The sequence below is a fragment of the Priestia sp. 3CA3 genome, assembly GCF_056836725.1.
Map to the genome: position 1 here is coordinate 1 of NZ_JBXENJ010000007.1, position 13709 is coordinate 13709.

The window sequence follows — 13709 nt, forward strand, 5'->3', positions numbered from 1 at the left end:
CCTGAGCCAGGATCAAACTCTCCGAAGAAGTGTTTGACTTGCTCATTTAAAAAATAAAAATTAACGTTGACGTTTGTCGCTTTGTTCAGTTTTCAAAGTTCAACCGCCGCTCTTAGGCGACTTTACTATCATAACAAGTTGCAATCTAGTTGTCAACAAGTTTTTTATTTGTTTATCACTTCGATGTTTGCTTTAGCAGTTCATCTTAGCGACATTTAATAATATACCATGCCTTCTTTTATTGTGCAATAGTTTTTCGATATATTTTTAAAAACTATTTTCTTGTACACGAAACGTTAGCCAATTAATAGATACTAGCATATCTAGACCTAAGCTAGCATAATGTCTATTAAATCATTATCCGCCAAGGAGGCGTTCACTTGGATACCTTAATTGCAGCTGCACTCTATTTGTCCTTTTGTATGTCTATTCTCTTAATTTCACTTGCTTATTGGGAATCAATTGAAATGTCTAATAAAGAAGGCAAAGTCAACGGCCTTTCATTTATTTCACTTTCAACATTCAGCATAATTTTTTGTTTGTTTACTTCATATTTTTATACCATTCTTTATTAACATGATGCTACGTTGTCTTCTTATAATAAGGAGACATTTCTTTATTTTATTACAATATTCGCATTCGGTATACTTACTTATTGAAATCAATACGATAAACTCAGCTCCCCCCTTCTTCATACGTGCGATGGACAGTGAAGGAATTTGTCGAATGATTTTTTGGAACACTTTCTTTAAATTTGATAAACTACTTTTAGAAAGCGCTTTCATATATACTTTAACATTATTCAAGGAGGAAACCAAATGAAACCATTGCTTGAAGTAACGGTTGGAGAACTTTTAAAAGAAAGTACAAAAAAGTTTGGGCATCAAGAAGCGGTTATCTACTCTGAACAAAATATTCGCTATACGTACGCAGAGTTTTATCAAGAAACCTCTCGAGTTGCAAAGGCACTTCTAGCCACCGGTCTCAACAAAGGCGATCATATCGCTATCTGGGCTACAAATGTGCCGGAATGGTTACTTCTGCAATTCGCAGCAGCTAGAATAGGCGCTGTTTTGGTTACCCTTAATACAAGCTACCAATCCTCTGAATTAGAGTATGTATTGAGGCATTCTGATACAGCAGCGCTATTTTTCATTGATGAATTTAAAAGCACTTCTTATACGTCTATTATCACCGGTATTGAACATAATCTTCCCAATCTAAAACATCTTATAAACTTAAGTGAATCAAGCGAACATACTTCTTGGAACGAGTTCTTAATGAGTAGCTCAACGGTATCGGATGAGGTGCTCGATAAGTATGAGCAATCCCTACATATCCATGAAGTTATCAATATGCAATATACTTCCGGAACAACAGGTTTTCCAAAAGGAGTTATGCTAAGTCACCATAATATAGTAAATAACGGCTTTTTAGTTGCTCAGTCTATGAAACTGACTAACGAAGACCGCTTATGCATCCCAGTTCCTTTCTTTCATTGTTTTGGATGTGTACTGGGCGTTCTAGCATGCGTATCCGTAGGTGCTACTATGCTACCGATTATTGAATTTCAGCCTTCCTCTGTTTTACGCACCGTAGAGAAAGAAAAATGTACAGCGCTTCACGGTGTACCAACTATGTTTATTGCGGAATTAAATGCACTTGAGTTTAATCAATATGACTTATCTACTCTTCGCACAGGAATCATGGCTGGTTCTAATTGTCCAGCAGAAGTAATGAAACGAGTCATAAATGACATGGGTATCAGCGAAATTACCATCGCCTATGGTCAAACCGAAACATCTCCTGTAATCACCCAAACAACCCCAACTGATTCTATCGAGCGGCGAGTACAAACGGTTGGCAAAGTACATGATCATGTACAGATTCAAATTATTAATCCAATTACAGGTAAACAAGCTTCTTTTGGAGAACAAGGAGAACTTTGTGCAAAAGGATATTTAACAATGAAAGGATATTACAAAATGCCGGAAGAAACAGAAAAAACAATTGTAGAGGGCTGGCTACATACAGGAGATTTAGCTACCATCGATAAAGATGGCTATGTAAAAATTACAGGACGTCTAAAAGATATGATTATTAGAGGTGGAGAAAACATTTACCCAAGAGAAATTGAAGAGTTTTTATATAGATTACCCGAGGTAGAAGATGTGCAAATTGTCGGTATTCCTGATCCAAAGTATGGAGAACGAGTTGCTGCATGCATTAAACTCAAGCAAGATTCTTTTCTTACCGCTCAAGAAATCAAAGACTTTTGCAAAGGTAAGCTTGCTCATTTCAAAATTCCCGAACATATTTATTTTATAGACGACTTTCCCATGACGGCATCCGGCAAGATTCAAAAATATAAATTAAAAGAAACGATCGTAGCGCTTTATAAATAATCAGATTTTTTCGAATTTCACCTGTCATTATGAAGAAAAGTTTACTATACTGATACATATCTGTTTTTCTTCTTTCATACAGATATAAACAACAATGTCTATTGAAATAGGTGAAAATAATGGAAAATGAAATGTTGCTCAAATTAGGTATTTCTGCTGTACTTGGTCTTATTATTGGAATTGAAAGGGAACTAAAACGAAAGCCTGTTGGTTTAAAAACATCTCTCGTAATTTCCATTATTAGCTGTTTACTCACGATTGTTTCGATTGAGTCTTCTCAAATTTTTAATAAAGGTGATCATATCACAATGGACCCGCTTCGTCTGGCTGCTCAAATTGTTTCTGGAATTGGTTTTTTAGGAGCGGGTGTTATTTTACGAAAAGAAAATGACAGCATCTCTGGGCTTACAACAGCCGCTATTATCTGGGGGGCAGCAGGTATAGGTATTGCTGTAGGTGCAGGGTTTTATCCCGAAGCTATTACCGGAGTTGTACTGCTCATCATCAGCGTTGAACTTCTCCCTTTCCTTATTACTATTCTAGGGCCTAGGCAACTGCGCGAGAAAGAGCTTATTCTTCAACTTAAGCTGGCTGATAAGCACAATATTTTTGATACAACTAACAGCATTAGAGAAAAGAATATTACAATAAAAAATATTCGAATCAAAGATTTAGACACCAATGAATTATATATACGTATGAAAGTGTCAGTTAATAATCAGCGTCCTACTACAGAAGTGTATTACGAGATTCAAAAAATCAGCGGTATTCGTAGCATTGAAGTTGAAAATGTATAAATGAAAAACGGCCAATTGGCCGTTTTTTTATTTATATTTTTCAATCTGTTGTAAAAATTCCCTCTGTTTTACTAGAGACAGCCGGTATTGATCATCGATAATTTCTGTTAACAACTCATGTTTACGGCTCTTTGACACATTCAATCTGTGGATAAGAACTCTGCATTCGTACAAAAACTGTGTATACTGTGTGTAACTCTCATCATAATTCGAAGATAATTCTTCTTTTATTCGTTTTGTCAACAAAGGACTAGCGCCATCTGTGGATATTGCTAGCGATAATCTCCCTCTAGAAAACTGTGCAGGAATTTGAATATTTCCATCGGAAAAACCGCTGGCCATATTAACCAACTGATCATTTTTAATATGCTGCTTAACGAACTTATTCACAGCTTTATCATTTGTAGCTACAACAATAAAAAAAACATTAAGTAAGTCTTCTTCTCCTACTTTTTTTCTTTTTACACACAGCTGATTCTTAGCTTCCCACTCATTTATTTCAGCTGAAACAGTTGGAGCAACCACTGTAATGGCTGCTCCTTCTTGTAAAAAACCTTTAATTCTACGAGTTGCGATTGTTCCGCCTCCAACTACTAAGACCGAACGATCCTTTAAATCAAGCATAACGGTATACATCGTATTGATTTCCTCTACTCGATAATAACGTTTTTACTTGATGACTTAAAATGTGTGCAAGTCCATCATGATAACCTAGGTAGTTTGCTAAGATAAACTGCTGGTCATCTGTTGATAACTGCTCCAATTCTTCCTTAATTTCGTTCATTAAAATACCGGTAAATAAAAGGTACGGGAGAACGAATACTTGCTTATACGAAGTTTGTTTAGCAAGGTGCAGGCCTTCTTTTAAATTAGGGGCAGCGGCAGCTAAATAGCATGTGCTCACTTCTTTAAAAGCTCCTTTACCTTTTAGCAGTTGAGCTATTTCGTTAAAATCTTTTTTTACAGCAGGATCACTGCTTCCTCTGCCGACCAGCAATACCATCGAATCTTCATGCTTATCCACATTGGTTTCATTGATTCTCTCTACTAAGATATCAACAATTCGTTCGTCTACGCCGAACGGTTCTCCGTACAGTACTTCTACTTGTGGATAGCGTTCATATACTTTGTGTATTTCTTCAGGTATATCATGTTTTGCATGGGCAGCTGTTAATAACAGCAGCGGCACAATGGCAATACGAGTAGCACCTTGTTCAATACACGCTTCAAATCCTTGTTCAATAGTAGGGTAAGCTAGCTCTAGGAAACAAACTTCTTGAATCGGTACATCTAGATTTTTTTTACATCTTTCAATAAAAGCAACTGCCTGATCAGCGCCTTCTTTTACGCGGCTGCCATGGCAAACATATAAAACTGCATCCATATAATCAACCTCTTTAGTAAGCTTCTTGTGCATACGAATAGTAATGCTGTCCAGTCTTCTCAAACCAATTCAATCGGTCATGAAAATTTACAACTTCACCAACGATAATCATACTGGGATTTTCAATTTGTTCTTCTTTAACAATATCAACAATTGTACCAAGAGTTCCAGTTACAGTGCGCTGGTCCGCACATGTGCCCCAGTGAATCAATGCAATTGGCGTAGCTGAGGTTTTTCCATGTTCCATTAACTGTTGGCAAATGTACGGTAAGTTCCTCACTCCCATATAAATGGCAAGAGTATCTACACCTTTGGCTAGGCTATCCCATTTGATTGCATCATGCTCGCTGTCTTTACGGTGTCCTGCTACAAAAGCAAAGCTTGCGCTGTATTCCCGGTGAGTGACAGGGATTCCTGCATAAGCAGCAGCTGCGATACCTGATGTAATTCCTGGAACAATTTCAAATGAAATGCCCTGTTGCACGAGAGCTTCTGCTTCTTCCCCTCCGCGTCCGAAAACAAATGGATCTCCGCCTTTTAAGCGCGTTACAATTTTCCCCTTTTTAGCGAATTTCACTAAAAAGTTATTGATTGTTTCTTGCTTGAGGGTATGGTAGTTTGGAAGCTTTCCGCAGTAAATAATATCAGCATCACTTTTAGCATACTCCAGCAGGTCCTTATTCACTAAACGATCATATAAGATAACATCTGCTTGCTGAATTGCTTTCAACCCTTTTAATGTAATTAAATCTGGATCTCCTGGTCCTGCACCGACTAGATATACTTTCCCCATGAATGCCTTTCACCCTTCCATCATTTCCACGTCTCCGCAGCGCTCCCAAATTTTAATTTGAATTAGAACAGCGGACAAAGTCCGCTGTCATTTAGATGAATTTTCGGTTAGATAAATATTCAATAACAGTTTGTACACATTCTTCTACAGACTGTGTGCTTGTATTAATTGTTACTTCAGGATTAGCAGGTGACTCATAGGGAGAATCAATTCCTGTAAAATCACGGATTTCTCCGCTTCTTGCTTTTTTGTAAAGGCCTTTTGGATCTCTTTTTTCACATTCTTCTAACGGACACTCTACGTATACTTCCAAAAATTCATTCCCCTCTAAGATCTCACGCACTTGAGCGCGATCTTCTTGGAATGGAGAGATAAATGCTGTTAGTACCACTTGACCGCTGTCTACGAACAGCTTAGAAACCTCACCGATACGGCGAATATTTTCTGTACGATCTTCAGCAGAAAACCCTAAATTCTTGTTTAAGCCAAAACGAACATTGTCACCATCTAATACATAATTGCGAATATTTTTATCAAAAAGCGCTTTTGCCACTGCGTTTGCTACGGTAGATTTACCTGAACCCGAAAGGCCCGTAAACCATAATACAAAACTGTGATGATTATTTTGCTCGCGTCTTTCCTGTTTTGTAATTCCAGCATCATGCCACGTAATGTTTGTTGATTTACTCACTTCAACCGCTCCTTATTTTGAAGATACTTTTTGTTTTGCTAATCCCTTAATTAACACTTCAATTACTTCTTTACGGCTGAATGTGCTTGGTGGCACTTCTCCGTTACGAAGCATTTCACGTACCTTGGTACCAGATAGAATCATATGATCTTCCTTGCTGTGAGGGCATGTTTTCGTTGATGCCATCGCTTCACACTTCTTGCAGTAGAAGCTGTGTTCAAAAAATAAAGGTGTAATTCCTAATTCATCTGCCGTAAAGTTACTGAAGATTTTTTGTGCATCATATGTTCCGTAGTAGTCACCAACACCAGCGTGGTCACGGCCTACAATGAAATGCGTGCATCCAAAGTTTTTTCGAACCATTGCATGGAAAATAGCTTCTCTAGGTCCAGCATAGCGCATTGCAGCAGGGAAAACTGCCAAAGCTACACGATCGCTAGGATAATAGTTCTCTAAAAGTACTTCATAACTTTCCATACGGATATCTGCTGGGATATCATCTGACTTTGTTTCTCCTACAAGTGGATTTAAAAACAGGCCGTCTACAATTTCTAATGCTGTTTTTTGAATATACTCATGCGCACGGTGAACAGGGTTACGAGTTTGGAATCCAACAACCGTTTTCCAACCGCGCTCTTCAAATGCTGCTCTTGTTTCAGTTGGATCTAGGTAATACTTTTCAAAACGCGTTTTAGGTGTACGTTCTACAAGTACGATTGGACCTGCTACATATACATTTGGGCGTTCCATCATTTTCTTCACACCAGGGTGGGCAAGTTCTGCTGTGCGGTACACATTTTCCGCTTCTTTTTCTTTATTTGGCGTATATACTTCAGAAACTTCTAAAACACCATATGTCACACCGCTTTGAACTAGTTTTACTTTGTCGCCAATGTTTAATTCTTTAGCCTGCTCTTCTGTTACGGGAAGAGTAATAGGAATACTCCATACAGTTCCATCTGCTAGACGCATATTTTCAACAACTGATTGATAATCTTTTTCTCCTAAAAACCCCGTAATTGGGCTATAAGCACCAATTCCAATTAGTTCTAAATCGCTTAGAGCCATGTTGTCTACTTCAATTTCTTTTGTTAGTGACGTGTAGTCATATGTTGGTTGATATAAATTAATTAATTCTCCACCGTGTGCTTGAATTGTTGTCATTTTGTAAAATCCTCCTTAAGTAATTAACACAATATAATAAAAAGCACTTGAATCACGCAGTCATTTTTTCTTTTTCCGACTGCAGGCTTGCTCTTTTTCTTCTAGTCGTTCTAGCTAAGCTTAGAATACCTCCTGTAGCAATACATCCACTAGCTAGCACCACAAATGAATATAAGTCGCTTTCAAGTACTAATTTCACAAGAACATATGAGATTACGAGTGAAAATACAGGGGATACCACCCAAACCTTTAACATTTGAATGACCACTTCTCGCTGTTCTTTCGTAAATCCCGTTTTCGCTGCGCCTATTCCAATAATAGAAGACGTAGTGACCTGTGTAAGCGGTACTGGCAAACCAAACAGTGAAGCGACTGTAACAAGAGAAGCACCAGTACCCGAGATAATACAGCCTTCTCCTACAGAATAGCGAGTAATTTTTTTTCCGTTTGTTTCAATAACTCGGCCTCCTAGTAAAAGAGCTCCGAGCGCCACCGCCAATCCTCCTGCTATGACACCCGTTGTAGCATCCATTAATCCAGCTCCTACTAGAGGACCGACAGCATTTGCCACATTGTTCATTCCAGCTGAGAAGGCTTCAAAGAATCCCGTTGCAATAACTAAAATCGTTAAAACTCTTTTCCACTTTCCCTCTGCTTCTTTTTTATGCGCTCTGCGCTTTATCAATTTCCCAATCAAAAAAGCAATAACAAATGAAACTAGCGGAACAATAATCCAAAAAGACATGACAATTAAAAGTTTTTCTACATACAGAGATTGATAAGCTACCCCTACTCCAACAACTGAGCCAACTGTTACTTCACTTGTTGATAAAGGGATACCAATCAAATTCGCGAAAAAGAGTGACAGCGTTGCAGCAGCCAGAATGATAATAACTAATTCTACTGACAGCAGTTTTTCAGGTATGATACCTGAACTGATGGTTTTTACCACCTCACCGCCTCCGGTAACAGCTCCGAGCACAATTCCTACAGCACAGATGAACAGGGCCACTCTTCGCTTTTTAATTGCACCGGAGCCGTATGAAACGCCCATAGCAGCTGCTGCACCGCTTGCCCCAATATTCATTGCAAAAAAAAGCGCAATGATAAAGGCAACATATAAAAGCATCATTTATTCAGCTCTTTCGTATTTAAGATTCGTGTAATCCGCACTCCACTTTTTGTGTACCTGCCCATCTTCCTGAACGTAAATCGTCTACATTATAGGCAGGTGCGGTACAGGGCTCACAGCCGATACTTGGGTAGCCTTGATCATGAAGTTTGTTGTATGGCAAATCATGCTTATACACATAACGCCAAATTTCTTTCCATGACCAATGAATTAACGGACAAACTTTCACCTTCTTGAATTTCTCATCTTTATTAAAATAATTCGTGTTGGCACGAGACTCAGACTGCTCACGTCTCAAACCGGAAATCCACGCATCATAAGGAGCAAGGGATTCTCTTAGCGGAATGATTTTTCGAATTTGACAGCATAGGTTAGGCTGACTCTTCCAAAGCTCATCTCCATGTTTTTCAGCTTGTTCTGCAAGAGTTAAATCCGGCTTTTTCATATGAATACGTAAATCAGGGAAGCGTTCTTTAATTGCATCAATCACTTCATATGTTTCTTTAAAATGAACCCCTGTATCTAAAAAGACAATTTCAGCATCTTTTTTCACTTTTGAAATTAAATCAATTAACACGATTCCTTCGATCCCAAAGCTTGACGCATAAATAATTGAATCTCCATAGGTATCATACGCCCACTGCAATGCTGAAAGGGCTCCTTTTGTTTCATCTTTACTGTCGAACTCTGGAAATGTATCGCTCCAGTTTTCGTACGTATATAAGTCTGCCATTTTCTCCACTCCAATTCTTAGTTATCCGCGTTATCCAATAAAAAAAGACGGTTTTACCCACTAGAATTGGATAAAACCGCCTCTAGTGTGTCTAGTCAGCGAAACTATTTAATTCTTACTTTGCTTCGGCGTGTTCAAAGGTTTGTTTTAAGTCGGGGGTTTACAGTCATCGTTGTCCCTCCTCAAAATATCTCTTGCGCTATATCAAAATAAAAAGTCTTCCGTATTGAAAGACTGGGTAGGCAATAATTTTCACCTTATCTTTCAAAATGATACACACTTTGCTGGAATTAGCACCTTGCTAAGCAGGTTGCCGGGGTTCAGCGGGCCAGATCCCTCCACCACTCTTGATAAGCATTTTTTAAAAATTTTAGCATATTTAGAATATTTGTCAACATTAAAAATTATATATCCGATAAGAAAACTATACTTTAAATTCACAGAAATATCTATACTTTTATTTAAAACAACATATGTAAATTTAACCCAAATGTGAACATATCAGTTTATAAAACGCTTTCTTTTTTCCCCGACTTTTTATGTTCTCTTGCTAAATAAAATGCAAAATCTCTCTATAAAATTAATAACGGATTTATGAGCTTTACGGATAATTCACCCACATTAGCACACATTACAGATAACACTGACTGACAGATAGGAGCTATATAAGATGGAGAGACAACCCTTTCAATTAGACGATACAATTAAAAATAATGTGCGAACATATTTACAGCAGATTTCAACTGAAGCCTCTAATTTAATTAAACATTTAGACACGAGTGATCATTGTATTTTATGTGATTTTGAGGAGATGAGAAGGTTATTTCAAGATGTTCAAGCTACGGCCGCCTCTTATTACTTGCGTCATTACTTATCGCCTTATACATTTGAATACGCTGCTCTGTCCCTAGCTATTCATAACCTCTCTGAGAAACGTCACGGCGCTTTAATTGTCATTGAACGGGAACAAAATGTTGATCCTCTTATTCAAAAAGGAATGCCTATTCAAGCTCCTGTCAGCGCTACGCTAGTTGAGACACTGTTCTATCCAGGGACACCCTTACATGACGGAGCCGTCCTAATTAGAAATAATCAGCTTATTTCAGCTGCTAATGTTTTACCTCTCTCGTCTATTATTTCAACGAACAAAAAGTTGGGAACACGTCACCGTGCAGCAATTGGAATGTCGGAAAAATCGGATGCATTAATTTTAGTTGTATCTGAAGAAACAGGTAAAATTTCGTTTGCTCTTGATGGAAGCCTCTACCCTATTCACTCCAGCAAAAATATGATTTAAGAGCCCTTTCCTGATAAGCAGCCCTATCTTGACTTATCTATCCTTTCTCTTTAATATATTTCATAGTTTTTACATACTATAGATACGGGTGATGCATATGGCAATTTTAAAATTTGAACATGTAGGCGTTCAAGTAAAGGATATAGAAGAATCTATTGAGTTCTATACACAAAAAGTGGGATTGGAGCTCATCGAAACACTACCACATACCGATCCGTCTTTGAAGCTAGCTTTTCTAGGTTTAGAAGGCAATGTAATCGTAGAGTTAATTCAAGGGTATAACTCAAGCTTACCTAGTGAAGGTAAAGTTCATCATTTTGCGCTGGCAGTAGATGGAATTGAAGAGGAGTTTGAGCGTTTAAAATCAGCAGGCGTTTCATTTGTGGAAGAAAACATTGTAACTTTGCCAAATGAAGCAAGATACTTATTTTTCTACGGTCCAGACAAAGAATGGATTGAATATTACGAAGTAAAAAGATAAAGATATCTTATACCTTCAGTGAAAAATGGTCATACTGTGGCTATGACTAATCACTGGAGGTTTTTTTATGATGGAATGGCTATTATTCCGACTTTTTCGTCGTTCTATTTTAGTGCGGCTTCTTTTTATTATCGGCTGCCTTGTTTTACTTTTCGGCATGCTTATACATTTCCTAGAGCCGCAAACGTTTGGGAATGTGTTTGAAGGAATTTGGTGGGTTATTATTACAATCTCTACTATAGGATACGGTGATTTTGCTCCCACCACTACGATTGGAAGGTTAGCTGCAATTATTTTAGTCCTGGTTGGAACGGGATTTATTACTACTTATTTTGTCACGCTTTCTAAAATTGCTGTTTCCGCTGAGAGCGCTTATTTGGAAGGGAATTTAAAGTTTTATGGAAAAGATCACTTCATCGTTGTGGGGTGGAATGAGCGCGCCAAACTCGTGCTAGAGTCTTATCGCGACGCATTTCATAAAGAAGACATTGTTCTTATCGACGACTCTCTGACTAAAAACCCCATGATCTGTGATCGCGTTCATTTTATTAAAGGAAGTCCCTCTCACTATGAGGTATTAGAACTTGCCAATGCTCGGTGCGCAAAAAAAGTGCTGATTACTGCCGATCAGCATAAGACAGAAGAATATGCAGACATGAATACGATTGTTACGCTAGTCGCTCTGCAAGGATTGAACCCTTCTATTTACAGCATCGTTGAACTGTTAACAAAAAAGCATATTCAAAATGCGCAAAATTTGGGGGTAAATGAAATGATTAAAACAAACGAGTTGATTAGTCAGGTCATGTACGAACATATTTTTGTGAAAAAATTAGAGAGTTTAAGAAAAGAATAATCCTTTCAATTATTGAAGCAGCGCCTCTTCTGCCTCTCTAATTAGCTCTTCTCCTAAGCTGATATACTTTTCTGGAAATGAAGCGTCTGCGTCTTGGGGTTCTGCAAACTGGTTAAATGAAGCACCCACGTTTCCATTGTGAACATTGTCATCTAAGCCAATTTGATACTTATGTGAAAGTAAAAATGGCGTACCAATCTGTACGGTTGTTCCTTTAGAATCCAGTTCTCCATTCGTAGCTGTAAACGGGATGCGTAAAAACTGATAGCCGACTTCATCATTCATCTTATAGTCGAATGAACCATGATCATAATCCCAATTTCCTCCAATGTTATACCCAAGCGGCTTAAGCGTTTTTTCTAATTCATAAAGCTTGAATAATGTGCCGTCTAATCTTGAAGATAATTCAATCATCTTATCCCTCCTCTGTTTTAACATGTCCTTTTTCCAGCTTTTTATCCTTTATCTCAAAAGCAAAAAAGTTCACCTTCTAACAAGAAGGTGAACTTTTTATTTATTTCAAACGCTTTTCTAATTCTGCTTTTTTCTCTTCAAAACCAGGTTTTCCAAGAAGAGCAAACATATTTACTTTGTATGCTTCTACTCCCGGCTGATCAAATGGGTTTACGCCTAATAAATAGCCGCTGATTGCGCATGCTTTTTCGAAGAAATATACAACATATCCAAATGTATACTCATCTAGCGCTGGAATGTTCACAACTAAGTTTGGAACGCCTCCGTCTGTGTGAGCAAGCATTGTACCTTGGAACGCTTTTTTATTTACAAAGTCAACTGTTTCACCAGCTAAGTAATTTAGTCCATCTAAGTCCGCTGCATCTTCTTCAATTGTTAGCTCATGACGAGAATCTTGAACTTGTACAATTGTTTCAAAAATATCGCGACGACCTTCTTGTACATATTGACCTAAAGAATGAAGATCCGTTGAGAAGTTAGCAGATGAAGGGTAAATACCTTTTTGGTCTTTTCCTTCACTTTCACCAAATAACTGTTTCCACCACTCAGCAAAGTACTGAAGAGCTGGCTCATAGTTAATCAGCATTTCAATTGTTTTTCCTTTATTATAAAGAACATTACGAGCTACAGCATATTGATAAGCTGGGTTCTCTTCTAGCTCTGATGATGAAAATGCTTCTTGAGCATCAGCTGCCCCTTTCATCATTTGTTCGATATCAAGACCTGCAGCGGCGATTGGTAATAAGCCAACCGCTGTTAATACAGAATAACGGCCGCCTACATCATCTGGAATAACAAATGTTTCATAGCCTTCTTCGTCCGCTAATGTTTTTAATGCGCCGCGCGCTTTATCTGTTGTTGCATAAATACGCTTGCGTGCTTCTTCTTTCCCGTATTTCTCTTCTAATAATTTACGGAAGATACGGAAAGCAATCGCCGGTTCTGTTGTTGTACCAGATTTTGAAATAACATTAATAGAGAAATCTTTATCTTGTAAAACATCCATTAGGTCTTTCATGTATGTTGAGCTGATGTTGTTACCAGCAAAAATAACTTGCGGAGTTTTACGCTGTTCTTTTGATAATGTGTTATAGAATGAATGCTGAAGCATTTCAATAGCAGCACGAGCACCTAAGTAAGATCCTCCAATACCAATAACAATCAATACATCTGAATCCGATTTAATTTTTTCTGCACTTTTTTGAATGCGTGCAAATTCTTCTTTGTCATACTCCGTAGGAAGGTCTACCCATCCTAAAAAGTCGTTCCCAGCACCTGTTTTTTCATGAATTGAATGGTGAGCTACTTTCACGGCATCACGTAAGTATGTAAGTTCATGTTCACCAAAAAATGATAACGCGTTTGAATAATCAAAACGAACATGTGTCATAGTCTGTTCCTCCATTAAAATATCTTTATTTTCCACTTTATCGAAACTGTTAGCTGAATTCAAGGGAATCCACTTACAATTTGACACAATCATTATAGTTTGTTGAAACTGC

General features: G+C 37.9%; 15 protein-coding genes and 1 riboswitch. Of the genes, 6 read left to right on the top strand and 9 right to left on the bottom strand.

Features of this window, described 5'->3' with window-relative positions; genetic code table 11:
- Positions 1-380: 380 nt before the first annotated feature.
- From AC1VNJ_RS18450 to AC1VNJ_RS18460, 3 genes are all read left to right on the top strand, one after another.
- On the top strand, positions 381-575 hold the full coding sequence (locus AC1VNJ_RS18450; protein WP_432517732.1) for a hypothetical protein: 195 nt from the start codon (positions 381-383) through the stop codon (positions 573-575).
- A gap of 243 nt (positions 576-818) precedes the next feature.
- Complete coding sequence (locus AC1VNJ_RS18455; RefSeq protein WP_482641169.1) at positions 819-2405, top strand: AMP-binding protein; 1587 nt, start codon at positions 819-821, stop codon at positions 2403-2405.
- 119 nt (positions 2406-2524) lie between these two features.
- Positions 2525-3202 (top strand): MgtC/SapB family protein, encoded by a 678-nt coding sequence (locus AC1VNJ_RS18460; RefSeq protein WP_013059577.1) that lies wholly within the window; start codon positions 2525-2527, stop codon positions 3200-3202.
- Between the two features lie 27 nt (positions 3203-3229).
- Here the strand turns inward: AC1VNJ_RS18460 and AC1VNJ_RS18465 are convergent, their stop codons facing one another.
- From AC1VNJ_RS18465 to AC1VNJ_RS18495, 7 genes are all read right to left on the bottom strand, one after another.
- The gene (locus tag AC1VNJ_RS18465) at positions 3230-3838 is read right to left on the bottom strand and encodes an NAD(P)-binding protein (RefSeq protein ID WP_047749626.1); all 609 of its coding nucleotides are present in this window, start codon (positions 3836-3838) and stop codon (positions 3230-3232) included.
- Complete coding sequence (locus tag AC1VNJ_RS18470; RefSeq protein ID WP_033580478.1) at positions 3819-4586, bottom strand: sirohydrochlorin chelatase; 768 nt, start codon at positions 4584-4586, stop codon at positions 3819-3821. Before AC1VNJ_RS18470 ends, AC1VNJ_RS18465 begins: the two co-directional genes overlap by 20 nt.
- Before the next feature lie 13 nt (positions 4587-4599).
- A complete protein-coding gene (gene cobA / locus AC1VNJ_RS18475; protein WP_033580477.1) occupies positions 4600-5379 on the bottom strand; it encodes a uroporphyrinogen-III C-methyltransferase in 780 nt (259 codons plus the stop codon).
- Positions 5380-5470: 91 nt separating this feature from the next.
- Positions 5471-6070 carry an adenylyl-sulfate kinase gene (cysC, locus tag AC1VNJ_RS18480; protein WP_028412601.1) on the bottom strand — a complete coding sequence of 200 codons (600 nt, stop codon included), beginning with the start codon at positions 6068-6070 and terminating at the stop codon, positions 5471-5473.
- Between the two features lie 12 nt (positions 6071-6082).
- Positions 6083-7234: a sulfate adenylyltransferase gene (gene sat, locus AC1VNJ_RS18485; RefSeq protein ID WP_014457931.1), complete on the bottom strand. Its 1152-nt coding sequence runs from the start codon at positions 7232-7234 to the stop codon at positions 6083-6085.
- A 52-nt stretch (positions 7235-7286) separates the two neighbouring features.
- On the bottom strand, positions 7287-8366 hold the full coding sequence (locus AC1VNJ_RS18490) for an inorganic phosphate transporter (RefSeq protein ID WP_482641170.1): 1080 nt from the start codon (positions 8364-8366) through the stop codon (positions 7287-7289).
- A gap of 19 nt (positions 8367-8385) precedes the next feature.
- The gene (locus AC1VNJ_RS18495; RefSeq protein ID WP_028412604.1) at positions 8386-9099 is read right to left on the bottom strand and encodes a phosphoadenylyl-sulfate reductase; all 714 of its coding nucleotides are present in this window, start codon (positions 9097-9099) and stop codon (positions 8386-8388) included.
- Between the two features lie 254 nt (positions 9100-9353).
- A riboswitch (SAM riboswitch) is annotated at positions 9354-9456 on the bottom strand.
- A 313-nt stretch (positions 9457-9769) separates the two neighbouring features.
- Between AC1VNJ_RS18495 and cdaS the strand changes: the two genes are divergently transcribed.
- The 3 genes from cdaS to AC1VNJ_RS18510 all read left to right on the top strand — a co-directional run bounded on the left by cdaS (position 9770) and on the right by AC1VNJ_RS18510 (position 11733).
- Entirely contained in the window at positions 9770-10396 is a 627-nt protein-coding gene (cdaS, locus tag AC1VNJ_RS18500; protein ID WP_028412605.1) for a sporulation-specific diadenylate cyclase CdaS, read from the top strand.
- A 97-nt stretch (positions 10397-10493) separates the two neighbouring features.
- Positions 10494-10877 carry a VOC family protein gene (locus tag AC1VNJ_RS18505; protein WP_482641171.1) on the top strand — a complete coding sequence of 128 codons (384 nt, stop codon included), beginning with the start codon at positions 10494-10496 and terminating at the stop codon, positions 10875-10877.
- Between the two features lie 67 nt (positions 10878-10944).
- Positions 10945-11733: a potassium channel family protein gene (locus tag AC1VNJ_RS18510; RefSeq protein ID WP_033580474.1), complete on the top strand. Its 789-nt coding sequence runs from the start codon at positions 10945-10947 to the stop codon at positions 11731-11733.
- Between the two features lie 9 nt (positions 11734-11742).
- Here the strand turns inward: AC1VNJ_RS18510 and AC1VNJ_RS18515 are convergent, their stop codons facing one another.
- Complete coding sequence (locus AC1VNJ_RS18515; RefSeq protein ID WP_033580473.1) at positions 11743-12147, bottom strand: YugN-like family protein; 405 nt, start codon at positions 12145-12147, stop codon at positions 11743-11745.
- A 100-nt stretch (positions 12148-12247) separates the two neighbouring features.
- Positions 12248-13597 carry a glucose-6-phosphate isomerase gene (locus tag AC1VNJ_RS18520; RefSeq protein WP_013059589.1) on the bottom strand — a complete coding sequence of 450 codons (1350 nt, stop codon included), beginning with the start codon at positions 13595-13597 and terminating at the stop codon, positions 12248-12250.
- Between the last annotated feature and the right edge of the window lie 112 nt (positions 13598-13709).